The 24,996-nt window shown below is 51.4% G+C and carries 18 protein-coding genes; 7 read left to right on the top strand and 11 right to left on the bottom strand.

The features are described 5' to 3' along the window. Positions 1-122: 122 nt before the first annotated feature. The 4 genes from GJJ30_RS27210 (at position 123) to GJJ30_RS27195 (ending at position 2,414) form a co-directional block, all read left to right on the top strand. Complete coding sequence (locus GJJ30_RS27210) at positions 123-1,268, top strand: glycosyltransferase family protein (protein WP_154178301.1); 1,146 nt, start codon at positions 123-125, stop codon at positions 1,266-1,268. After that, positions 1,237-1,425: a hypothetical protein gene (locus tag GJJ30_RS27205; protein ID WP_154178300.1), complete on the top strand. Its 189-nt coding sequence runs from the start codon at positions 1,237-1,239 to the stop codon at positions 1,423-1,425. Before GJJ30_RS27210 ends, GJJ30_RS27205 begins: the two co-directional genes overlap by 32 nt. Positions 1,426-1,573: 148 nt before the next feature. Beyond that, a complete protein-coding gene (locus GJJ30_RS27200; protein ID WP_154178299.1) occupies positions 1,574-1,795 on the top strand; it encodes a hypothetical protein in 222 nt (73 codons plus the stop codon). Between the two features lie 130 nt (positions 1,796-1,925). After that, positions 1,926-2,414 carry a hypothetical protein gene (locus GJJ30_RS27195; RefSeq protein WP_154178298.1) on the top strand — a complete coding sequence of 163 codons (489 nt, stop codon included), beginning with the start codon at positions 1,926-1,928 and terminating at the stop codon, positions 2,412-2,414. Positions 2,415-2,623: 209 nt separating this feature from the next. On the opposite strand, the gene GJJ30_RS27190 is transcribed toward GJJ30_RS27195, so the two are convergent. From GJJ30_RS27190 to GJJ30_RS27180, 3 genes are all read right to left on the bottom strand, one after another. Continuing rightward, complete coding sequence (locus GJJ30_RS27190; RefSeq protein WP_170299287.1) at positions 2,624-3,019, bottom strand: T9SS type A sorting domain-containing protein; 396 nt, start codon at positions 3,017-3,019, stop codon at positions 2,624-2,626. Positions 3,020-3,272: 253 nt separating this feature from the next. Continuing rightward, entirely contained in the window at positions 3,273-3,734 is a 462-nt protein-coding gene (locus tag GJJ30_RS27185; protein ID WP_154178296.1) for a YybH family protein, read from the bottom strand. A 42-nt stretch (positions 3,735-3,776) separates the two neighbouring features. Then, on the bottom strand, positions 3,777-4,295 hold the full coding sequence (locus tag GJJ30_RS27180) for a YMGG-like glycine zipper-containing protein (RefSeq protein ID WP_154178295.1): 519 nt from the start codon (positions 4,293-4,295) through the stop codon (positions 3,777-3,779). Between the two features lie 278 nt (positions 4,296-4,573). Here GJJ30_RS27180 and GJJ30_RS27175 point away from each other — a divergent pair, with 278 nt between their 5' ends. Next, a complete protein-coding gene (locus GJJ30_RS27175; RefSeq protein WP_154178294.1) occupies positions 4,574-5,005 on the top strand; it encodes a VOC family protein in 432 nt (143 codons plus the stop codon). A gap of 79 nt (positions 5,006-5,084) precedes the next feature. Here the strand turns inward: GJJ30_RS27175 and GJJ30_RS27170 are convergent, their stop codons facing one another. Both GJJ30_RS27170 and GJJ30_RS27165 read right to left on the bottom strand, forming a co-directional pair. Beyond that, positions 5,085-6,320: a multidrug effflux MFS transporter gene (locus tag GJJ30_RS27170; protein ID WP_154178293.1), complete on the bottom strand. Its 1,236-nt coding sequence runs from the start codon at positions 6,318-6,320 to the stop codon at positions 5,085-5,087. A gap of 252 nt (positions 6,321-6,572) precedes the next feature. Beyond that, positions 6,573-8,753, bottom strand: coding sequence for an alpha-amylase family protein (locus GJJ30_RS27165; RefSeq protein WP_154178292.1), 2,181 nt, complete (start codon positions 8,751-8,753; stop codon positions 6,573-6,575). A 217-nt stretch (positions 8,754-8,970) separates the two neighbouring features. Between GJJ30_RS27165 and GJJ30_RS27160 the strand changes: the two genes are divergently transcribed. Continuing rightward, entirely contained in the window at positions 8,971-9,894 is a 924-nt protein-coding gene (locus tag GJJ30_RS27160; protein WP_154178291.1) for a cation diffusion facilitator family transporter, read from the top strand. A 43-nt stretch (positions 9,895-9,937) separates the two neighbouring features. Here GJJ30_RS27160 and GJJ30_RS27155 read toward each other — a convergent pair whose 3' ends face one another. Beyond that, positions 9,938-11,800 (bottom strand): ABC transporter ATP-binding protein, encoded by a 1,863-nt coding sequence (locus GJJ30_RS27155; protein WP_154178290.1) that lies wholly within the window; start codon positions 11,798-11,800, stop codon positions 9,938-9,940. A 120-nt stretch (positions 11,801-11,920) separates the two neighbouring features. On the opposite strand from GJJ30_RS27155, the gene GJJ30_RS27150 reads away from it, so the two are divergent. After that, positions 11,921-12,400: a low affinity iron permease family protein gene (locus GJJ30_RS27150; protein WP_154178289.1), complete on the top strand. Its 480-nt coding sequence runs from the start codon at positions 11,921-11,923 to the stop codon at positions 12,398-12,400. 6 nt (positions 12,401-12,406) lie between these two features. On the opposite strand, the gene GJJ30_RS27145 is transcribed toward GJJ30_RS27150, so the two are convergent. The 5 genes from GJJ30_RS27145 to GJJ30_RS32625 form a co-directional block, all read right to left on the bottom strand. After that, positions 12,407-13,279, bottom strand: coding sequence for a glycosyltransferase family protein (locus GJJ30_RS27145; protein ID WP_154178288.1), 873 nt, complete (start codon positions 13,277-13,279; stop codon positions 12,407-12,409). 98 nt (positions 13,280-13,377) lie between these two features. Beyond that, positions 13,378-14,298: a PorP/SprF family type IX secretion system membrane protein gene (locus GJJ30_RS27140; protein ID WP_154178287.1), complete on the bottom strand. Its 921-nt coding sequence runs from the start codon at positions 14,296-14,298 to the stop codon at positions 13,378-13,380. Between the two features lie 39 nt (positions 14,299-14,337). Then, positions 14,338-16,719 carry an OmpA family protein gene (locus GJJ30_RS27135; RefSeq protein ID WP_154178286.1) on the bottom strand — a complete coding sequence of 794 codons (2,382 nt, stop codon included), beginning with the start codon at positions 16,717-16,719 and terminating at the stop codon, positions 14,338-14,340. A gap of 96 nt (positions 16,720-16,815) precedes the next feature. Then, positions 16,816-17,805 carry a PorP/SprF family type IX secretion system membrane protein gene (locus GJJ30_RS27130; protein WP_154178285.1) on the bottom strand — a complete coding sequence of 330 codons (990 nt, stop codon included), beginning with the start codon at positions 17,803-17,805 and terminating at the stop codon, positions 16,816-16,818. 4 nt (positions 17,806-17,809) lie between these two features. Beyond that, on the bottom strand, positions 17,810-24,985 hold the full coding sequence (locus GJJ30_RS32625) for a T9SS type B sorting domain-containing protein (protein ID WP_154178284.1): 7,176 nt from the start codon (positions 24,983-24,985) through the stop codon (positions 17,810-17,812). Positions 24,986-24,996 lie beyond the last annotated feature (11 nt).

Here is a 24,996-nt window from a genome sequence, read left to right as displayed (position 1 = left end):
TAAGAAAGTGTTAAGAAAAAATCCAAAAGCGGCCAATTGCCCGTCAATTGATAATCTGGCCGTAAAATTTATGTAATTCTCCCTCAGTAGCTTCGAATCAGAAAACTGTATATCAACCGTTCATGCGCATATTGTTTCTGGTCCAGGGAGAAGGTCGCGGTCATTTGACGCAGGCCCTTTCATTTGCTCAGTTGGCCGAATCGGCTGGTCATGAGGTAATTGGCGCTCTGGTCGGCGTCACCCAAGACCGCCCGACGCCTGCTTTTTTCAGCGAACAGTTCCCGGCTCCGCTCACGCCCCTACCCAGCCCCGGTCTGGTTTATCACACCCAGACCAATGCGCTTCAGCCTTCCAAAACCGCCTGGAAAGCCCTGCTGAACGCCCGAGCGTACCGACGCAGCATCCGGCAGATTCGGGACGTCATTGAATCCCGGAAACCGGATGTGGTCATTAATTTTTACGAACTTCTGGGCGGTTTAACTTACGGTTTTTACCGGCCGTCGGTGCCCATGATCTGCATCGCCCATCAATACCTGGCTTTTCATCCCCGGTTTCCCTTTCCGGCGGGTCAGCTCATCGACCGGGCACTTTTCAAACTCACTTCGCGACTCACGGCCTGGGGAGCCGAAGAAATGCTGGCTCTGTCGTTCGACCAGCAGCCGGACGTTCCGGGCCGCCGTCTGCGGGTAGTGCCCCCACTCCTGCGTCGCGAAGTTGCGGAGCTAAACCCAACGACGGGCGACTTCTTTCTGGCGTACACCACGCAGCCGGGTCTGGTCACGGAACTAATCAAAACGCATCAGCAACATCCGGAAATTCCGATGCGGATTTTTCATTCGGGCGCGCAGCTTGCGGAAGAGCGGATCGACGAAACGTTGACCTATCACGCGATCAACGGACAGCGGTTTCTGGATGCCATGCAGCAGTGCCGGGCGGTGGTCACAACGGCGGGTTTTGAGTCGGTCTGCGAAGCTTTTTACCTGGGCAAACCCGTGCTGATGATTCCGCAGCCGAACCATTTCGAACAGGCCTGTAACGCCCTGGATGGTCAACGCGCCGGGGTGGGGGTTTCAGCTAACACCTTCGACCTGAATCCCTTGCTGACGTTTATGCCTCAGTATACGACCGAAACCAGCGAACAATTCAGGGCGTGGTATGGGCGAGGGTATTACCTGTTCCTGGCAGCCCTGAACCGCGCGGTTCAGTCCAAAACATCAAAGTCCAGACAGCGGCCCGGTGCCCTGTCCACAGCCGGAAGCCAGTCCTGATTCGTTCCGTCAGAACTCCAGAAACCGGAAGGCCGGACTAAGCGGCAATCTTCCCGTTGTTGATCACAGGGTTGAGTTTCGCGCCAGGGAATCGTACGGCGGGACGTTTACCGGCAACGCGGTTTTGCGGGTGGTGCCGCCGTCGTTGATTTTCTAAAAATAGTGGCTAAAACGAGCCTGATTTCCAGAATTTTTGGATAAAAGCTTAACAGAAACTTAACATTGGGCTTTTGTTTGTGCTCTTTTTTTTGTATTTGTTTGTAGTTTTTTTGTCTACCAGCTAAAGCAACAAACCAACAAACAGTATGAAAGCCCAAAAGAAGGCCCTGGCTACCGATATTTCAAATTCTGTCGAATCAAAATTGGCCGGAATGGGTGTACAGTCCAAGAAGATCAAGAAAGTGATCAAGCAATCGGCCAAAAAACTGGCGGCAAAGTTGATCAAGGTGACCAAAAAGGAAGAAAAAGAAAAGCAGAAACAGGCCAAAAAAGAAACGAAAAAGAAGCCTGAAGCAGCGATTCAATAAGGAACGCAACGGCTCCGAAGACAAAACTTCGGAGCCGTTGTTTTTTCGAAAACTTCGCAAACCGTTCACATTGCCTTCACGCTGAGGTCATTTCCGAAGTGGAACTTTACGCAAACATCCAAGCCTTTGCGTGACTCACTCCCTGCGTGAACTTCTCCTCCGACGACTCAATCAGGCCTTCTGGCTGGGTTTGCTCATGATGCTGGCAGGTTGGGGAGCCTGGCGTTTTGCCAACCTGACCGCACCGGCTTCCGCGGCAACCGCCCCGGGCCATTCCGCCGATCAGGCATTTCAACAGATTCACCTCCAGTCCATTTCCTCCCTCGACTCGTCCGTTACTGTCCTAAGGATGGCTATGCTGAACGGGGAATCCGAGACCGTATTGCTGAACCTGAACGAACAGATCCGGCAACAGGCGCAGGAAGTGTCGCTGCTGTCGTCGTCCCGCCCGGGAATGCGTTCAGTAAAACCGTCCGGCAACCAACCGATTTTACCCGATCAGTGTCTGGTGTTCAAAAAAATGCTGCTTCGGAAAACGTCCGTTCGGCTGCTCTCCCAACACATCGCCGGGTTCCAGTCGCAAATCCGACATCTTCACTACCGGGTTTCCGGAAACTAATCAACTCATTTTCAACCAAAAACCGTATAAAAAAAACAAATCCCGGCAAGGTGTCGGGATTTGTTCGTTCTGATCAAAATCGTTAAACAGACCTGCCGGAAGCCATCAGACTGTTTGAATACCCAATGAACATGAGAATACGAAAGAGTACAAATGTACCACGAATTCAGGTGTTACCAGGTTATCAAATCGTGAAGGATTCCGGGCGATCACTTCAAGCTAACTTCCCGGTGAGTTTCGGCAACGGGCGCACTGGTTTGCACTTTTACCGTTTTGGTTTCGGTTTTAACCCCGTCCGAAACTTCCACCGTGTAGACGCCATCTTCCAGGTCGTTCAGGTCAAACCGGATGTTCGACGACTCGTTGTCTTTGCCTAATCGCAAAACCGTCAGCGTCTGACCGGCTTCGTTGATCAACCGGATGTTGACTTTGCTGTCTTTCGCCTTGCTGACGTTCACACTCAGTTTCATGGTGTTAATCACCGGATAAACCGCCGACTGGAAGGTGGATTTCACTTCAGCGTTTTCCTTGTTGTCAGCGGCAAAAGTTGCCGACGACAGGGCGAAAGTCAGTGTAATCAGGGCGGAAGCAACTAGCGTTTTCATAGTATCTGTTGTTAGTGTGTGTTTCAGTTTTTGTTGTTTACTGTTTTTCGACCCGGTTACTTCATTGGGCCGTTTTGATGACTCAAAGGTATTCAAAACATAAGGTACCTTGCTATACATAGTACTTTGGCGGTAAAAATTCCGGGATGAATGGCTGATCAGGTGGATGAATAGCAAAAACCGCCTGCCCCTTTTCCCGAAGGATGATTGGACAGGCGGCTGCTGTTTACAACTTACTAATACGGTTCTGTACTTACTTTACGTGAACCGGCAAATCTTCCAGTTGGGCGTAACTGAGTTTCCAGTTATTGTCGGTTCCTTTCTTCCAGAGAAGCATGTAATTTCCTTCACCGGTTCCGTGCGGTTCGCCCTGATTGGCGGGCAAAACATCCACGGAAAAAGTCCCGGCTTCGTAAGCGGTTTTCTCATCCGTTCCTGAACTCACGGCGTAGGTTTTTAAATCGTCCAGCGTAGGCAAGGTTTCCCGTACCCATTTATTGGATACCTCTGATTTTCCCTGCCAGTGGCTGCTGCCCTGCACAAACTGCACATCATCGGCCAGGTACGCAATGATTTTATCGGACTCTTTACTATTCCAGGCACGAATGAACTGCTGATTCATTTCCTGAACATTGACCGGTTCTGTTGAAGTGGTTGAGGTGGTGCAGGCTACACTCAGCAGGCCCAACACCAAACTATAGGCTAATGCTTTCATATTGTTTGTGATTTAAAGGTTGATGGATTGAACACCGGGAACTTACCAGCTCTTCTGCCGAAATTCAGTCATCCCGTAGGGTGTCGAATGGTTGCCGTAAAATGGGTTTGGCAGATAGCCTTGGTTAAGAATATACAAGGCCGGGTTGCTTTCCGTTTCCGGCGTTTCAACAGCGCTGAAGGCTGGTTTTATCGCTGATTTGGCAGGCTTCGCATACACGGAAGCCGATTTCGTAATGGATGGTGCTTTCTGGGTGCTGGCGGCAAGGGGTCGTTCAGCGGCCCGGCGGCCGGCCATTTCCCAGTCTGCTTTTTTCCGTTTGTTGTCGATGTGTTTACCAATGGCATAACCGGCAGCTCCGCCCAGGACACCCCCGATAACGCCACCAACCACCCGGTTTCGCTTGTTGATAATTGCCCCGGCAGCGGCTCCGGTACCAACCCCAATGGCCGTCCCTTTGGCCTGCGGGCTCCAGCTTTTCAGAATCTGAGCCTGCATCGAATGACCCGCCAGCAAGACCACCAGCGCAATCAGGATTATCTTATTATGTGTCGTTTTCATAGCCTTCGTTGTTAATTGATTGATGACTTATAGATATATATAATTACCAATAGTTTAAAACTTGGTAACATTAACACATCAAATGGAACTTCAAAGTGAGGGGTGGGATGAAGAAATCCGGTCCTTTTCGGCCCTAATCTGATGCTGACTTTTTGCAATTGGAAAGCCGAAAATGGCGTCAAAAAGTCGCAATTGACCCGCTTCTTGTCGCATTCATACACCCCGGTTTTTGGGGAACGGGCGTACCTTTGTCAGGTAAACTTTAAACCTCAAATACAATGGCAACTAAAATTTTTGTAAACCTCCCCGTTAAAGACTTGGGCAAATCCGTCGCGTTTTTCACCAGCCTCGGTTACACATTCAATCCGCAGTTTACGGACGAAAATGCTACCTGCATGATCATCAGCGAGGACATTTTCGTCATGCTGCTGGTGGAACCGTTTTTCAAATCGTTTACCAAAAAGGACATTGCCGACGCTACCAAAACCACGGAATCGATCATTTGCCTCTCGGCCGACAGCCGCGAAGCCGTCGATGAACTGGTCAGCAAAGCCCTGGCCGCCGGAGGTAAAACGCCCAACGAAAAACAGGATCAGGGTTTTATGTACGGACACGGCTTTGAGGACCTGGATGGCCACTTGTGGGAAGTCATGTGGATGGACCCCACAGCCATTAATCAGCCGCAGCCGACGGCGGAAGTCAGTAACTAAACGAGCATTTGATTTATTCCAGTAATAACAAAAGCCGTAGCGGATTTCCACTACGGCTTTTTTCGTGCAGAAGAAACGCTTATAATGCCACCTCTGACAGCGATTCTTCCAGACCAAATTTCTTGTTGCGGTATTGAATAACCCGGTTTCCGGTCAGGAAAATAGCCAAACCGCTGACTACGCAAACCGTCATGGTTCCGACCATCGGAATGGCGGTGTGGTTATGAAAGACGCTGACCGCAGCGGAAACCAGCGCGCCAACGCCCATCCGGAAACTGCCCATCAATGCCGCAGCGCTGCCCGCGTGCCGGGAAAAGGGCGCCAGCGAAAGGGCCGACGCGTTGGGGCCTGTCAATCCCTGTCCAGCCAGGAATAAAAATAACATCGCAATCAAACCGTAGGGGCCGAACCAACCCGCCCAGGTTCCCCACAACATCAGCAGGCCGATTATCGACTGATAGGTCAACGTGACCTGAATGATCTGTTCGCTCCGAAACCGCTTCAACAGAATGTGGTTCAGTTGCGTTGGGGCAATGATGGCAATGGCTAAAAAGGCAAAAATCCAGCCGTATTCCTGCTCACTGACGTGGTACAGATTCATAAAAACGTCGGGCGATCCAGCAATATAGGCGAAGGGCGCTGAGGTGGCAATACCGCCCACCAGTGCGTAAGTCAGGAACTGGGGCTGCTTTAAAACCGTCAGAAAACTTCCCAGAACGGCTTTGGGACGTAATGAAAGCGACGGATCGGGCTTTTTACCGTCGGGTAAGGCGAAATAAATACCGAGTAATATGACCGCCGTGATACCGGCTAGAATCAGGAAAATGGAATGCCAGCCCAGGGCCACTGTGGTGTAACCGCCCACCGTCGGGGCAATCATGGGCGAAACCGCCATGACCAGCACCAGCAGCGACAGGACCTGCGCCGTTTGCGTAACCGGAAACAAATCCCGCACCAGCGCCTGAGCCGCCACCAAACCAACGCATCCGCCAAGCGCCTGCAAAAGCCGCATCACGATCAGGGTTTCAATCGACGAAGTCACGGCGCAACCCAGCGAAGCAAACAGATACAGCACCAGGCCCGCGTAAAGGGGCACCTTGCGGCCGTAACGATCCAGCAAAGGACCGTACAGGAGTTGACCAAAGGAAATTCCGATCAGGTAAGCGGTTAAGGAAAGCTGAACCTGATCGATGGTGGTGTGCAGGCTTTTTGCAATGGCCGGAAAACCCGGCAAATACATGTCGATGGAAAATGGACTGATCGTCGTCAATATTCCCAAAATCAGGATGACGATAAAATGCTGGCGCCGAGTCATAAACTGTGGTGGAGGTTCTTTCATAAAGACGCGCATCAATCTTCGATTGTTCCCAAATTTGTATTTTTTTTAGATAACCGGCAAATACCGATTCAAAAATTAGTGATAAACTTCGTTCACCAGTATACCTTTCAGCCAATCCAGAATCACCGGAACACGGTTTTTAATGCAAAAATCCTTCCATTCTGTCACAAACCGTCAGGCGGTTTTTAACTCAGAACGGAAGGATTTTTAATAGTGGCTGCCGTTAGCTCACGCAAAATCCAATGCAACAATTTCGTGGTCAAGAATCCGGGGAACGTTCATCGTTACCCTGCCGTCTTTCGATTCGTATTTCGGCTTCTGATCGCTCATCAACAATTTGACACCCGTCACTTTTGCACCGGCCGGAACCTGAATCCGCACCTGGGCTTCGACGGGAATCAACTCCCGAAAGGGTCCTTTCATCATCATCGGATTCGTCAGGTTCACCAAATGGACGGTCATGGATTTTTCCTGCCGCCAAACCGACACATCGATCACCCCCGGCCCCGTAACGGCCGCAACGGGTTCTTCATCGAGCGCCCAGTGAATGACGTTGCTCAGTAATTGTCCGTGATCCGTGTTCAATAGTTGCCAGAACGACCGGTCCAGGTCGCCGGGAATGTAGGCAACCCGCCCTTTGCCGACCTGGCGCAGATACAACTCCCGCGTGTCGGTTTCGGCTACGCGCGGGTAAACATCCTCCATTGGCAGATCCGGATACGTGGGAATGAGCGTAATCGGACTGGGAAACGAAGTGGTGGGTTTTACATTGACCTTGTAAATCGCGTTGATGATGCGGGGCGTATCGTCCAACCCTTTCAGAATCAATTGTGTCTGGCTATTTTTAATATTGTTGCGCAAGTGCAGGTAGCTATTCCGCAGCGGACCTTCCACTTTCTGATCGTAAGAAACGCCGAACAAACCGGCCAGTCCGAAATCCGGCCGCTGCTGGCCTTCTTCGTCGTAGAGCGAGGTTTCAAACGTAGCCACGACGCTTCCGCCGGAATCGACAAAGGCCTGAATCTGCTGGCATTGCGCGGTAGAAAGGGCCGCAACATTGGGCAATATCAGCAGTTTAAAGCGCTTCAGGTCGTCAGGAGTCAGTAAACGGTCGTTGACCATATCGAATGGAATACGGCTTTCCACGAGCGCATGGTACATCCCGTCGAGGTGATCTCCGCTTTTTTGCTGCCACGGTTTTCCGCCGTAATTTCGATCGGTTTGCTCAGAATAAACCACGCCTACCCTTGCCATTGGAGCGGTATTTCGCAGGTATTTTTCGTTTTTGTGATAGCCTTCATAAACCTTCGCCACCGCTTCCATCCACCGCTTGTCGTAGATGTCGCCCCCGAATTTCACAAAACACGGCCGCATGCCGTTGGCGGTTCCCTCGGCCACCCAAATCCGGATTTCGGCGTCGCTCTGAACCGAATCTTTCCAGCGGAATTCCTCTTCGATTCCCACGCTGAATATGCCAATCAGCGGTTTTAAACCCAGCGTTGACCGGAGTTCTTTCGCGCCTTTGCCATTCGACCAGGGAGCCGTTAGCCCCCGCCGGGCCTGCTGATCCGCGAAGAAAAGATCGGCTTCTTTCCCGGTTACTACCTTATCCGGAAAACCGTTGGGAATAAAACGGGACGCTGCCCGGTGTTTGCGAATCTCAGCGTCCCAGACCGACCACAATTCCCGCAGTCGCTTCATCCGCCATTCCGTCCATTTCCGGTACGTCAGATCGAGTTTGTCAATTTTAGCGGGCAACGCCAGACCGGCGGCCGCTTTAAAGTTACGCTGGCAATGTTCACAGTAACAAATATCGTGGCCCGCCCAGCGGTTCGAGAAAATCCCCTCCGGTTGAAACCGCTGCATGATTTCGCCGGTTACCTGCGTCATAAATTCGAAATTATACGGTCCCAGGGCGCAGGTAACCCACAGATCGGGGTTGGCCCAGTGCCGACGTTTCTGCCCATCAGCCAAAACCGCAATCCAGTCAGGATGAGCGTCGTACACATTTTGCCGGGCGGCATGCGGGTCCGTTCGCAGCATAATCTTCATCCCCTGTTTCCTGCAGCCTTCCACCAGATAGCCCAGCGTGTCGGAATTACCCAGAAAATCGCTGCGGTGTTGGAGCGGAATCTGAGTCGGATAAAAAGCTACAACCCCACCGGCACTGAGCAGCGCCCCATCGGCGTGGATTCGCCTGAAATAACTGAGCCAGAAATCGGGATCGTAATGGCCGGGATCGCGTTCGACAAACGCCAGTTGCGCCCACCGCATCGGACCGTCGAGCCACAGGGTTGCGTCCGGCGCCAGTTCCATCGCGTCAACCGGTTTCGCCAGCGCGGCAGGTCCGGAAAGCGCATATGCCCCACCCATCAGGCTGGCCGCTTTAATGAAATCTCTTCGTTCCATAATCTATTCGGGCGAGCCAGCTCACTCCGGGATTTTAAATAACGGTTTTACATTCACCGAACTACGAACGGGAATCCGGAAAGTAGTTCATACCCAAAAGCGCCGGAACAGGGAAATATAATGCAATTAATTCTCAACCGATTATCATGATCCACCAGCACGCCGATTGCGGAAAATTACCTCGAAACATCTGCAACTGCAGAACCGTTTCAGTGGTATGGCATCATCGAAAACTCCGCTTTATACGGCATTGGCGGCCAATCTGGGCATTGCCGCCACCAAGTTTGTAGCGGCCAGCGTGACAGGCAGCTCGGCCATGATTTCCGAGGGAATTCACTCGCTGGTCGACACCCTGAACGAGTTGCTTCTGCTGCTGGGCGTGAGCCGAAGCCAGCGACCGCCCGACGAAAAACGGCCTTTCGGTTACGGTCGGGAGCAGTATTTCTGGTCGTACGTGGTGGCCCTGTTGATTTTTGCCATTGGCGGGGGCGTGTCGTTTTACGAGGGCGTGACGCACATCCAGCACCCGGAATTGATCAAGGATCCGTTCTGGAATTACATTGTTTTGGGCGTAGCTTTTGTGCTCGACGGTTATTCATTGATCACTGCCTGGCGGGCTTTTAACGTTCAGCGCGGAAACCAGTCTTTCTGGGCGGCCATCAAAGACAGTAAGGATTCGGCCACGTTTACGGTTTTGTTTGAAGATGCTTCTGACGTGCTGGGACTGATTATCGCCTTTTTAGGCGTTATTCTCGGACATGAACTGAATAATCCGTATTTCGATGGGCTGGCGTCTATTCTGATTGGCCTGTTGCTGGTATCGGTTTCGGTGGTACTGGCCCGCGAAAGCAAGAGTTTACTGATGGGCGAAGGCGTCGATCACGAGACGAGTCAGCAACTGATGGCGCTGACGGAATCCGATCCGGCGGTGCTGAAAGCCCTCAAAATTGCCACTATTTACCTGGGACCGGAAGAAATTACACTGGTGCAGGGAGTGGTTTTTCAGGCTGATTTAACGACGGACGCCATCAATCAGGCCATTGTGCGCATCCACCAATCGATTCAGCAGAAATTTCCGGCCATCAAACATGCTTATATGCAACCCGTCGCCCTTCCTGAAGATCAAAAAGCAGTGCGCTGATTTTTAAATAGTTAACTACATAAAACCGAACAAACTATTCAGTTTACAGATATCCCCGAGCCTGCAACTGAAACAGTTCCGCATACCGGCCGTTCTTTTCCAGTAACTCGTTATGACTGCCGATTTCCAGCAATTTCCCACTTTCCAAGACCAGAATCCGGTCGGCCATGCGGACGGTCGAAAACCGGTGGGAGATAATAACCGCGGTTTTGCCTTCGGTCAGTCGGGAAAACCGCTGGAAAACTTCGTATTCGGCGCGGGCATCCAGCGCGGCTGTCGGTTCGTCGAGAATCAGGACTTCCGCATCCCGCATGTAGGCCCGGCCCAGCGCCACTTTCTGCCATTCTCCGCCCGATAATTCAACGCCTTTGCCGAAGCTGCGGCCCAATTGCTGTTCATAACCGCCGGGCAATTTCGCTATGACGGTATCAGCCAGGCTGCGTTGCGCGGAGTTTTCGATACGCGGCTGGTTCGTTCGGGCGTCAATGTCGCCGACGGCAATATTGACGCCGGCCGACATTTTGAAACGGACGTAATCCTGAAAAATTACGCTGATGTTCCGACGCAGATCGAGCAAATCGTAGTCGCGGAGGTCATGTCCGTCGAGCAGAATCCGGCCCTCCGTCGGGTCATACAAGCGAGCCAGCAGCTTGACCAGGGTCGTTTTTCCTGCCCCGTTTTCGCCCACCAGCGCCAGTTTTTCGCCGGGTGTGAGCTGGAAACTCAGGTTGCGAAGGGCCCATCGGTCGGAGTTGGTGTATTTAAACCCAACATTCTCAAACACAAACCCCTGCTGGATTTTTCCGGGAAACGGCAGCGGTTTTTCCGACGAGTGAATCAGCGGTTTTATTTCAAAAAAATCGAATAAATCCTGTAGATAAACCGCTTCCTGCGTTAAACTACTGAATTGCAGCAGAATACCTTCCATCGACCCGCGCAGTTGCCGAAACGATCCCGCCAGAAACGTCAGGTCACCGATGGAAATGCTGCCATTGACCGCCCGCGCCACGATCCAGATGTAGGCACTGTAATACCCCACGGTTCCGATGATGGTCAGGGCAGTTCCCCAGCCTGCCCGCCGGATGGACAGATTCCGGTTTTTCAGGTAATATTGCCCCGACAAATCCCGAAACCGGTCGATCAGGAAGTTCGATAAACCGAAGATCTTGACTTCTTTAGCGGTTTCATCGCTCGCGCCCACAAACCGCAGGTAATCGAGCTCGCGCCGTTCGGGCGTCCAGCTCCGCGATAGGGAATAGCTTTTCTGGTTAAAATAATTGTCGCCAATAAAGGCCGGAATGACGGCCAGAAGCAGTAAAAGCAGCAGCCAGGGATTGTAAACGGCCAGACCAGCGGCCAGAAAACCTACCGAGATGAGTTCCTGAAGCTGGCCAAAAACGCCGGAAAGCAGAAAAGACCGGCCCGTGGTCTGCCGCCGGGCGCGCTCGAGTTTGTCATAGAACGTGGCATCTTCAAACTGCTCGAGATCCAGCGTAGCCGCGTGTTCCATCAGCCGGACCGACGTACGGTTGGTGACCAGATCGCCCAGCAAACCGTCGATCAGACTGGTGAGCCGCCCGAGTGCAGTTGACAAAACCGCCAGCCCGAACTCAGCCGCTACCAATGTCCAGAGCCAATCTGTATTGCTCCCGGCTTGTTTCGACAACAGAATGACCTCATCAATGATGAGCTTCCCAATGTACAGCGTTAAGGCAGGCATGGCCGCCCGAATAAGCCGCACGGCCGCATTGCCCAGGAATAAACCGGGCGATGCCTGCCAGATCATCCGGAAAAATGCCGGTATGTTTCGAAGAGCCGCAAACCGGTCTTTCCAGGATAATTCGGACTTGTCTTCCGCACTTGCGATCACGCGACCCGGAAAGTCTGGGACTGGAGTTTTTGCCATATAAACCATACGTTGTCAGAACGAAATTGGTTCTGGCAACGTACTGAGTTCGTATCTTGCCACTTTCTGGTAAGCGGTCCAGAATTCACTCAAAAACCACCTTAAAAATAGCCCCAAGTAATGGAAAAGAAGGGATTTGTTGCCATTTTCGAACATTTTGCCGGTGTGGTTACGAAAGCCACCGGCAGTTCAACTGCTTTTCTGCTTGCCTTATTGACAATTATCGTCTGGCTCATTACCGGCCCGATTTTTCACTATTCCGATACCTGGCAATTGATTATCAACACCGGAACGACCATCATCACTTTTCTGATGGTTTTTCTGATTCAGAAATCGCAGAACAAGGATTCAATGGCCATTCAGCTCAAATTAAATGAGTTGATTGCCTCCCACAGCAAAGCCAGCAACCGGCTGCTCAATATTGAAGACTTGTCGGAAGAAGAACTGATCACCCTGCACCGGTTTTACGGTGTGCTGGTTGAAAAAGCGAAAAAGGAAAACAGAGTAACCGAATCGCATTCGGTGGAAGAAGCGGAAGAACTTCATGCCGAAAAAATGGAAGCGCAGGGAAAAGGCAAGAACCACAAAAAAAACAAATAAGCTGATTCAGAGTAATTTATAATTCCGGTATTCGCCCACTCGCCAGCCCGTCAGGTTTTCGATGGCTTTCAGAAACCGGTTTTTGAAGGACAATTTCTTCTGCCGAATATCGAAGTCGAACTGCCAGTTCATGCGATCGATGCGGGGTTGCATAACCGCCGGATGCGTCCCCTCGAAGAACGCCAGCGAATCTACTTCCCGGTAATCGAACTCTTTCAGTTCTTCGCGTGATCTGGCCATGTGCGCGTCATCGTGCCAGTATCGCCCGAAATTACTGAGTTTATCGACCTGTTTTTCAGGCGGTTTTACCCAGCCATAATGGTACATGGTTGCGTTGATGAGCTTCACGCCAAGCTTCTGATTGTCACGAGTCCGGAAGCCCTGCGCATCCCGGTACGCCAGGATGTTGCCATTGTTGCGGATAATCCGGATTTCCCGGCGGTACCAGCGCCGGGAATCTCCGACGTACCGATAGGACCCGTAAAAATGCAGGTAGTTGAGCAATAATCCCTCGACCGCCGGATCGTCCTTATACCTGAGCATGGCCTCGCGGATTGCGGGCAGGTATTTTTCATGCAAAACCTCGTCACCCTGAATGTAAAAGGCCCAGTCAGAATCCGGAGCCACAGCCGCCAGCGCCTTATCGGTTTCAATTGCCAGCACCCGCCCCCCTTCCCGCAACGAATCATCCCAGACGGTTTCAATAATCCGGATTTTGTCCGACCCGATCGATTGAATGAGTTTCAGCGTATCGTCTTCCGAATTCCCGACTGCGATTACAAACTCATCACAAAGCGGCAGGACCGATTGGATGGCTTCAATGATCGGATAATCGTATTTGACGGCATTTCGGATGAAGCTAAAACCGGAAACTTTCATAAGTAGCTGGACCGTTTAAAGTTTCTGGTTTAAAGCCTGAGCAAGCCTGGCAGTGGGTCTCAATCGTGCGGAATTGCTAACCAGAAATCATAAACCCGTTACTGATAGCGAAATTTAATGGGATTGGGCGTGAATCGGAATATGATCTCGTGAACGCTTTTCTGGGGATAAAACGGATTCTCGACCTGCCGACTGCTGAGCGAATAACCCACCCGAATGCTCTTCGACAGCTCGTATTCCGCCATGGCAACGAAATAGTTCTGTGTACTGATGAGCGTGGCATTGTTGGCCCGGTAGGAAAGCGTCAGACCCAGTTTTTGTTCGATCCAAAGTTTGGCATTCAGGTCAATGCCGAGCGGTAAACCGGTCTGGTGGGTCAGTAAAATGGAGGGCATAAAATCAATGCTTTCACCCGCTGAGAAACGTCCACCGAAATTAATATACAGCGGACGCTGGTAACGAAGTGGAGCCGCCTGCCCGGCCGCCAGCGAAATCGGACGGGTTACCAGTTCGGGCATGGAAATACCGGCCCAGAATCGGTCGGCTTCGTAATAAACGCCCACGCCAACACTGGGAATGGCCCGATTGATACTCGTTGAACTCGTGGGATCGTAAATCGGTAATACGTTGATACCGCCCGAACCTCCAAAAGATAGCTTTGCCATCGACGGCAGCGTAATCAGATAGGCCAGACTGCCGTAAAAACCGGTTGCCGAATACAGCCCCATCCGGTCGTTCAGGGCCTGAAGTCCAATACCCACTTTTCCACCGGCAAGCGCCCCGTCGGCGCCAAAACTTTGTGTAATTGGAAAACCCGCTCCCTGAAGTCCAAACCATTTTCGGCGAAAAATGGCGGTCATGGTCAGGCTTTCGCGCGCACCGGTATAGGCGGGGTTGATCGTCAGGGGATTAATTAAATATTGTGAATAGAGTACCTCACGTTGCGCCCATACGGTTTGGCTTCCGGCAAACAGCAAGACAATACCAAGGGCGGTTTTCCAGACAAGTCGTCGAATCATTCACATGCAGAATTGGGTGTACGAAGGTACAAATTAAAGTTATTCAATCTGAAGTATCTTAATTTCCGTCCGGCGATTGCGTTGGTGTTCGGCTTCGGTACACCTCACGCCATCCCGGCACGCGTTCAGCAGAATGCTTTCGCCATAACCGCCCGCTTTCATTCGCCGGGCCGAAATACCATTTTTTCTGAGGTAAGCCACGGCGGCTTCGGCCCTTTTCGTCGATAGGATTTTGTTATAAAGCGCCGATCCCCGACTATCGGTATGCGATCGCATTTCAATCCGCATTGTCGGGTATTTTTTCATCAAAACCACCAGTTTATCCATTTCAATGGCCGCATCGGGGCGAATATTCCATTTATCGAGGTCGTAGTAAATGTTGTCAATTTCAATTATGTCGCCTTCGCGAAACATGGTCAGTTCGGTGGAAGCATCGGCGGCAGGCGAAACGCGCGCGCCGGTCGTTCCCATGCAATCTTTCAAGGCTTCGACAATGTATTCACAACCTGGATCGACCGAAAACTCGTAGCTACCATCCGGACCGGTTATCATTTCCAAAACCGTGCTATCACACAGATTGCGCAGAACAACTTCCACGCCATCAATGGGTTGCCGCTCCGAGTGGGTCAAAACACGTCCCCGAATTTTTGATTTCAGCGGTTTCGTCGTGAGCAATTCAACCCCATTGAGCGGTATTTCGAGCCGAAGCGGCTGATCGTCCGACAGGCCTTTGGTCGAAAAACCCAGCCGGTTGGTTTGGTAACCATTCATGGAAGCCGAAATCCGAAAATCACTTTCCGGGTCCAAACAAATCCGGATGTTACCTTCCCCATCGGTTTGGGTCTGCCGCTTGCCATCCAGAAAATCTTTCTGATCAATATCAAGCAGCGCATTTCCGATGGGTTGTTTCGTCTGCGAGTCGAACACATTGATGGTCAGTTCGCGACAGGCATACAACGCCCCTTCCCGCCGAAACCGGTAAATGTCATCATCGGTCCCACCGTTCAGTCGGTTGCTGCTGATAAACCCCAGCATCCGCGCTCCGTCGGTAACAATCCCAAAATCGTCTTTGGAGGAATTGAGCGGTTCACCAATATTCTGCACCGATTTCACCCGCGTTCCGTCCATTAGCTGGGCGTAAAAAATATCCAGATCGCCCAAACCGGGGTGGCCGTCCGACGAGAAATAGAGATTGCCCCGGTCGTCGACAAACGGAAACAGTTCGTTTCCTCTGGTATTGATATCTTTCCCCAAATTAACCGGTTCCGACCATTTCCCATCCGCAAAACCGGACACGTACAGGTCGGTTCCGCCAAAACCGCCCGGCCGGTCTGAGGCAAAAAACAGAAGTTTATCATTCGGGCTCAGCGCCGGGTGCCCGGTCGAATACTCATCGCTGTTGAAGGGCAGTTCCTTCGCATCTCCCCAGACACCTTTCTGGCCCTCAGCCACATACAGCTTTAATTTATTGATCCCATCTGAGCTTTGGCGGTATTTTCCGTTGTTGTAATTATTTCGGGTGAAGAAAACCTTTGCGCCATCTTTCGTAAACGCGACCGGTCCTTCGTGGTATTTGGTGTTTAGGGTCTGCCCGAAGCTTCGGGTGTTAAGGGATGCCCCTTCCTCCAAATTACGCTGGTTCTGGCCGGTAGTTCCGTTATTAAATCCCAGGGTTCGGGAATCATTGGCCGTCGGTTCGGTGTATTCATCCTCGCCCAGGGTTCGCAGGTGTCTGGTCCGCTTTTTCTTCCGGTTTTCCGGCGCCCCGCCCAAACTGGCCACGGTTTCGCCCATTACGGTCGCATCGGGCATGTAGTATAAATCCAGAAAAGTCGAATTATCCCAGCTGAAGACCCTTTTCAAGGCCTTTCCCGGTCTCTTATTGGCGACAAAAACCAGTCCTTCCTTGTAATACATCGGACTGAATTCGGCCTTCTTCGTATTAATTTCCAGAAATTCTATCTTATAGTTTCCGGCATTGCGCGACAGGATACTGACGTCATTGTAGAGTTTGGAAAACTGCTTACCCCGTGGATCGTCGCTCTGGTATTTGCTGTAGATACCGTAAACTTCCTGCGATTCTTTGTACTTGCCGTTGCTGGCCAACGCCTGAGCAAAATAGAGATAACAGGGGATGTAGTCGTTTTTGGGCTGTTTCAGAGAACCGAGCAGGGTTCGGTAAACCCGTTCGGCATTTTGCGTATCCCGAATCTGTCGGTAACTATATCCCAGTTTCGACAGTGTCGCCAACCGCTCCTCCTCGGATAAGTTGACGTGGTTGAGCGCCTGTTCATACAGCCCGATGGCGTTGCCGAATGCCAAAACGTCAAACTGGCGATCCGCTTGCTTTAACAACGTTTGCGCCATTGCTGATCCGGTCAAAAAGACAACCAGACAGCACAACAAATAAAAGCAGCGCATATTTAATGGCTTTTTGATTTTCAGGAGCCAAAAGAAATACAGCCTACCGAAACCGCTTCGGAAAGAATGTCCCACTGGGCTTGAGGGTGATCAGGATCAGAAATACCGGGGAGTCAGAATTTTGTTTTTCCCGAAGCCCAGTTCATACCGGAGCATGATTTCGTGCGACAGCGCCCCGAAGTTTTGAAGATTATTTAACATTCTATCATACGCATATCCCAGCCGTAGCTGATCAGACAACTGGACTTCAACGATTCCGACAATAGCGTCCTGGTTGTACACTTTGCCGTTTAGCAGGGCACTTTCGTAACTGTTAAACTGGTTTCGGCGATAGGAAACGCCAACGGCAACCCGGTCGGCAATCCACAGGTTAAGATTCCCATCAATGCCCAGTGGAGCCCCTTCTACGTATTTCACGAGCGTCGACGGTTTCAGTTTTAAAACCGGACTCAGCCGAACGACAAAACCCGCCATCGCGTAGGCATGTCGCCGTTGGGTAGCTCGTTGGACCCCGGAATCGTAGTCGGTAAGTTTATTCTTGATCAACTGCGGCACCGAAATGCCGATGTAGGATTTGTCGTTGCTCAGGTAGATGCCAGTTCCGAAGTTGGGCAGAATTTTGGAGATGTTCTGCGAAAAAGCCGGATCGTTGCCCTGATCGGTTCTAACCTTCGTTAAATCCGCCTGAAAACTGCTTGCGCCCGCCTGAAGCCCCAATCCCAGCGTAGACCGGCTGCCCACCTTGATCCGAAATGCGTAAGAGGCATACGCACCCGTCGTGTTGTACTCCCCAATCCGGTCGTTGAATAATTGCAAACCGAGACCGATGCGCTCCCGGTTGACCGGCATGTCGATCGTAAAGGTTGTTGTCTGCGGTGCGCCTTCCACCCCACCCCACTGATTCCGGTATAAGGCCGTCATACTCAGCACATCACGACTACCCGCGTAGGCCGGGTTCATGGCCATCATGTTAAACATATACTGCGAAAACATGTGGTCCTGCTGGGCGTGAACCTGGCTACTACCGGCTATTCCGGCCAGTAATAGCGCTATTTTTCCAAACTTTCTGGTAAATGTGCGTATCATTTTTTTAGCGATTAATCGTCATATATCGAATAAACTTGCGGCCATCGCTTAATTGAACGATGTAGAAGTACGTGCCATCCGGCAGCCCTTTCGAGCTCGAGCCAATTCGCACACCGGTATTTGTGGTGCCATCCCAATCATTTTTGTAATCATGGTTTCGATAAACCGTGTTTCCCCAGCGGTTGAACACCTCCAGAATCACAGTCGCACCGCCCGTATTTCGAATGACAAACAAATCATTGATGTTATCGCCGTTTGGTGAGAAGCCTTCCGGTATGATCACTTCATCGCCGTTCGCATTGAGCGTCAAAGGTGTAGCCACACTTTCTTCGGTTTCGGTCGGATCATTATTTCCGTTCAGGTCCGGCTCAAAACCGTCGGTCGAAACATCCCTGACAGTATCGGAACCAGCGATGGCTTTTGCATAGACAGTATTCAGGTACGGCATCGTGCGCCCATCCGTTTTCACATTCAGTAAGAGCAGCAGCGTATCGCTCTGACCAGCCGCCAGCTTGCTACCGGCTGCCAGCAATTCAATGGTCGAATCGCCATCATAGCTCGTGTTGCTCAATAGATGACTGCCTGCCGAAAGAACCGGTGCGGCAATCACACTATAGCTGGCTCCCGTGGTTGTGTTGAATACATCGGCCAGTTTGTCGGTCAACTGAACATCCGTGAAATCGGTCGATCCGTAGTTTTTGACAATGACCTGGTAGGTTACGTTGTAACTGCCATCGTTCTGGCGAACCGTATCTTTGACGGCCATTGCCACGCCAATGTTCGGCGTTACCGGTAAACCCATCAGGGTTAAGGCGGTGGGCGTGTTATTATTCCGCGGATCCAGGTCATTATCCGGATCGACATTGGGACCCGCCGTCGAAGTATCCGTCAACATCGCACTGCCATCCAGTAAACTCGCACTGGCAAACGCACTATTGTAGTAGACATTCTTGTGGCTGTTGCGCACATCGACGCGTACGGTCAGTTCAATGGTCCGGGCGGTTCCCTTGGGTAATGTGCTCAGCGAATCAATCAACAGATTCGTCAGCATACCCTGTCCGGTGTAGGTCGTATCGACTGTTAAACCGGCATCAGCCTTTAGAACAGGCTTATTCGGTCCAATCAGCACATCGTTGCCAAACGTTTCGGTCAGATTATCAATCACCTGAACCTTTTTCAAGTCGTCCGACCCCAGATTGCTCACCTTAATCGAGTAGGTGACATTGTAAACGCCCGATCCCAGATCCTCCAGTTTACTGACCGACTTGGCGACTCCGAGTAATGATGGCGGCAGATCAAATCGTACGCCGGTTGGCACGGCTCCCAAAGGTGCCGGATTAAAACCGTTGTTCGAAAGATCGACGACAATCGAATCCGCGTGCATACCCGTGCCGACGACCTGCGTGTAGAAGGGTCCTAATGCGTTGTTGGGTTTAATATTGACCGTAACGAGCACTGTATCGGCCACACCTACGGCCAGCGTACTTTTATCGCCGATCAACAGTGAGGACAAACCGCTTCCGGTGAAATTAGTATTTGGAGTCAATGTACTGCCAACACCAACTACCGGTGGGGAAACGATACGATACGAAACCGGTGTGTCAAAACCGGAAATCAGGCTATCTGACAATTGTACCTGCTTCAGATCGGCAGTACCGTAGTTTTTAACCGTCACTTTATACGTGACATTGTAGCTGCTGTCGGGCTGCAGGTCTACTTTAGTAACTGCCAGCGCAACTCCAATCTGAGAGGGAGGTGCCGAGTCAAACTTAGCCGGTGTCGGTTCGCTGTTGTTATTCGGATTTCCGTCGTTGTCCGGGTCCGCTTTGCTGCCGTTGGTGGAAGCGTCGTCGACCGTCAATCCATTCAGCTTGGCCAGTAAATACGCCTGATTCAGGAACGTCTTACTGAGGCTACCGTCCGGATGCAAGCGAACATTTACCTTCAACAGAATATGCTGGGTATCACCCGCTTTCAGAACGCTTTGGCTGTTCAACAACTGTGTATTGCCGACCCAACCCGAATAGCCCAGATTAAGTTTTAGCGTCGATGCTTTATCGAGTGTAGCGGAAACCGACTCAATGACGTGGGGATCAAATACCGATTGTACGTCGTCCGAGACCTGAACCTGGGTGGCGTCCTGATCGCTGTAATTCGTCAACGCAATGTCATAGGTAAATTCAAACAGCGTTTCTTCCTTGTGTTGAACACCCTTCAGCGCTTTTGCCACACCCACCATCATCGATCGGGTCATGGTACTATCCTCGATCGTAATCGTAGCTTTATTATTGGCCGGATTTGGATCGACCTGATCGAGGTAAGTAATTTCTGCCAGATTGACAATTGAGCCTTTGGTCAGAACCCGCGCGCTGTAGTAATAGGAAAGCTCATCACCTTTTGAAAGAACCGGAATCCAGACCCCAAGGTGCCCATGGGCATCGACAATCATATTGCCCGGCGACACCAATTCAAAACCCGACGGGAGAATAATCCGGATGTCGCTGTGCGTAGCCGGACAATCGCCTTTGTTCCCCATTTTCACATTGAACGTCACAACTTCGCCTACTTTCGGATGCGGTTTATCAACCGAGTATTTGATGTATAAATCCGTCCGGCACGTATCCGTATTACAATCGAAGATCGACACTTCAATCATGGTTGCCGGACTGTAACAGCCGGAAGTGCTCCGTTCAAATGCGTAGAACATACCGTGGCCCACCGAATCCGGGCGCATTACGATTGGAGAACCCGGATTTTCCCCAATGTGGAATTCAAAGGTTCCATTCGGTGTGAACGGTTTGTTTTCAATGAGTTTGACCAGATTAACCGTATGTTCCGGGCAGGTATTCCGCGCCATCATCGACGAGATAGGCGACTCGATCGGATTTTTAACGGTTATCGTCACGCTTTCGGAAGCGACTGACGTACAACCTTTTGCATCCACCAGTTGCACCGAATAGGTACCACTGGTTTTGACGAGAATACTTTGGGTCGTAGCCATCGTATTCCAGCGGTATTTGTATCCGTCGGGCAACGCACTCAGCGTTACCGAATCGCCGTGGCACAACACCGGGTTAACCTGGGCGATGGTCGGCTGCACTTTAAGCCCTTCGATCGTCAATTTCAAACTCGACTTGGCCGCCACACAGGGGCCGTTGCCGTCCGGGTCATTCGTTGTAAATGTCAGGATCACAAAACCCGCCTGAACGTCGGCTAAAGACGGTTTATAGGTTGCGTCCAGCAAAGATGCGTTATCGAACGTACCAGTACCACTGCTAGTCCAGAGCGCACTGGTGGCGGCCCCGCCCATCGTTCCGTTCAGCTTGTAATCTTTTGCCGCGCAGATTGTAGCATCAGGTCCAGCCGTCGCCACTGCCGGGTTGGTCGTACACAGAGCGACGTCGTTGCAGTTAATAATCGTAACTAAAATCTGGCTGGACAGACTATAACAACCCGCAGCGGTTTTCTCTACCACGTAGAACGTTCCGGCCTCAACCGATTTTGGATTGGCTACTTTATTAGCTGGATTGGGTATTGAGCTGGTATAGAACTCAAATACGCTACCTGCCATGGATACAGAACTGCTGACGGCTTTGGTCAGGTCTGCGGTTGCAAACGGGCATTCATTGTTGAGGTTGACGACCGTTGGCTTTCTAACTTTTGGATATACGGTTATTACGAGATCGTTCGATTTACCGCTCTTGCAAGCACTGGACGTACAACAAACCGCAGAATACGTAGCCGTCAGCGCCGGGTTAATAATAATTTCAGAGCCTACCTGATTATTTGACCAGATTACATTACCATCCTGACAGCCAGCGGCTTTCAGTGTTACGGCTCCTCCGAAACAGACGGTTGTCATGCTGGCCGAAATTGTTGGTGAAACCGGAGTACCAATTTTCACCGTGCTCAATGGTGATTTTTCACTTACGCAATTGCCAAGCGAGCAAGTCGCCCAATAATCGGTGGTTTGTGTCGGTTGAATATCAATACTGTTTCCGGTTACTCCCGTTGACCAGGTTACCAGACCCGGACAACCAACGGCGGTCAGTTTTGCGCTTTCACCCGGACATAGAACCGGCTTATCCGCAGCAACAGTCGGAGGATTCAGCATAATAACTGACACACTAATTGGTGCGGATGCCGCGCTTTCGCACGCTTCGCCGACTTTGCAAATGGCTGTGTAAGGATGATTTGCGGTTATGTTAGTAAGTACCAGGCTATTTCCGGTATCGCCATTTGACCAAACCACCGTTCCACTTGTACAGCCGGTCGCCTGCAAAGTAGCCGTTCCGCCAAAACACACCACCATCGTGGAAGCCGAGACCTGCGGCACCGGTGCGTCGCAATCACCTTTGATTCTAATGGTGATCGGCGTTGGGTCGCTCAGACAGCCTTTGATTTTACAATTTGCGTAGTAACTCGTTGTGGTAGTCGGGCTAACTTCGATACTGCTTCCCGTAGCTCCATTCGACCAGATAATCTGTCCGCCCGCACAACCGGTCGCTGATAGCACCACGGTTTCTCCCGGTTCTATTTCGGTTTTCGATGCCCAGACCACCGGCGGAGTCGGTGTGCTCACAACGACAGTATAAGCTTCCGAAGGCAAACTGGTACAGGTGCTGTTTTGACAAACCACCGTGTAAGCCGTTGTCTGCGTGGGCGAAACTAAAATGCTTGTCGAGTTAGCACCGTTCGACCACAATGGCGTGCCCGAACACCCTTCAACCGTCAGTCGGATCTCGTCGCCCAAACAGATGTGGCCATCGGTGCACTTACACACCCTGATCGTTGGCGTTAGTGGCGTATTGACCTGAACCGTCACTTTGGCCGGGCTACCATTACATAACTCAGTGGTTTTACAGGCTGCGTAATATTCCGTTGTTTGGTTTGGATTCACCTCCAGGCTGCCACCTGTGGCTCCTGTCGACCAAACCACCGTGCCAGTCCCGCAACCCGTAGCCGTCAATGTTACCGGTTGGCCTTTACAAATCACCGTAGACGATGCGGTGACCGTTGGAGTTGGTGCCGTACCGTTGGTGACATTAATGGTGATGGCATTGGAAGGTCCGCTCGTACAAGCGTGTTCTTTACATTGTGCGGTATAGCTGGTGGTTGAGCCCGGCATCACGGTCAGGCTATTACCCGTCGCTCCATTCGACCAGATGATCTGTCCACCCGAACAACCTTCTGCAGTCAGAATTACCTGCTCACCGGCGCAAATCAATGTTTTGTTCGATTTGATAATTGGTGCCGCAGGGTTAACAACCGTTACGGAAAGTGGCTGAGATGGGTCGCTTGTACAGTTTCCTACCTTGCAGGAAGCCCTGTATGTCATGTTGCTGGTGGGACTTGCAGTGATGTTCACTCCGGTGGCACCGTTTGACCAGATGACGGTTCCCGCACAACCCATAGCAGTCAATTGAACAGAACCGCCCAGACATATTATATCGGCATTGAGATCAACCTGCGGTGACTGCGGTTTTACGACCGAAATTGCATATGGATTAGATGCCTGGCTAATGCAGGAACCTTGTTTACATATAACCGTGTAGGAAGTTGTTTCATTCGGTGAAACAACAATGCTTGCCGTCGTTTCACCGGTCGACCACATCGGTACTCCAGCACAATTGGCTACAGATAGTGTGGCGTTCTCGCCAGGACATACGGTATTCGTATTGCTACTGATTTGAGGAGTTGGTATCGGGCCGGTACGAATCGTAATACCCGCCGACGGACCGCTGATGCAATTATGTATACGACAGTTGGCGTAATAGGTGGTATTGCCTTCCGGCATGACGGAAATAACAGAACCGGTAACACCCGTTGACCAGATCACTTTGCCTTCGCATCCAGTGGCTGTCAGGCTCACCGTGCCGCCGATACATACTTCCTTGGCATTAGCATTGATGGTAGGCGGTTTCGGGTCAGAAACTTTGATTACAATCGGTTTCGACGGAACACTTGTACAGCCCGTTTGTTGGCACTGAGCGGTATACGTTGTTGACGTAATCGGTGAAACAACAATACTTTCTCCTCTTTCGCCCGTCGACCAAATTACATTTCCGGTACATCCTGAAGCTTGGAGTTCAACGGCATCGCCCGGACAAATATCGGTCACCGTACAGGTAATAACGGGAGGCTCAGTCGCACAGGTGGTGCATTGAACCCCGGTAATCGTGATAGTAGCTGATTCGGAACTTGTGCAACCATTAACGGTTTGTTTGACGGAATAGATCTGGCTACCCGCGACGGTCGGAGTAACGGTTACAACAGCACCGGATAATGCGGATAAACCTGAGCCTGTCCATTGGAATGAAGCCCCTGAAGCACCTGCTGCCGTTAAAGTGACTGTCTCACCCAAACAGCTGGTTACGGATGGCGAAACCGATATTTGCGGTTTTGACGGAACATTTGGTGCCACTAATGTTGCAGTTACCGGATTGCTGCTGCACGATCCTTTTGTAGCTGTAATACTGTATGAACCAGCCGATAGCGTACTCAATGAAATTTGTCCGCTGCCTCCGGTATTTAATAATTGTGTTACTACTTCATCGCCATTTCGGCTGTAGCTGATTGAATAGCTTTGATTAGCGTCAAATCCGCCTAAAGTAATACTTCCGTCATTACTGTCTGTACACAAGCTTGGATTTACAGTAGTCACCACGGTAACCACCGGAACCGGGTTGACCACCACCGTAAGAACCTTCGTCACACTACAGCCACTGACTCCCCCATCACTGACCACCACCGTATAGGTACTCGTACTGCTTAGGTTAGAAGCCGTTACACTCGGGCCATTCGTGCCCGACAGGTTAGGTCCACTCCATTGATAGCTCACACTGCCGACGTTACCCGTCGCACTGGCGGTCAACACCACACTACCCCCCGCACACACGGCCGTCTGCGATGACACCACACTGGCGTTCAGGTTACAGCTCGGGGCACAGGTGCCCACCACCACACTCGTGGCCTGCACCGCACTGCAGCCGGAAGCCGTGCTCACCACCACCGTATAACTACCGTTGTTGGCCGAAGTCGCATTGGCAATGATCGGATTCTGACTGCTGCTGCTGTAGCCATTGGGACCCGTCCACCCGTAGCTGCCACCCCCGGAGGCCGTCAGCTGAATCGTGGCTACCCCATTGCTGCACACCGTGCTGGCCGTTACATTGCTCACCACCGGAACCG

Source organism: Larkinella terrae (assembly GCF_009668025.1).
In the GTDB taxonomy this organism is placed as follows: Bacteria; Bacteroidota; Bacteroidia; order Cytophagales; family Spirosomataceae; genus Larkinella; species Larkinella terrae.
The sequence above is the reverse complement of the archived record's forward strand: the minus strand, read 5'-3'. Positions and strand labels throughout refer to the sequence as shown.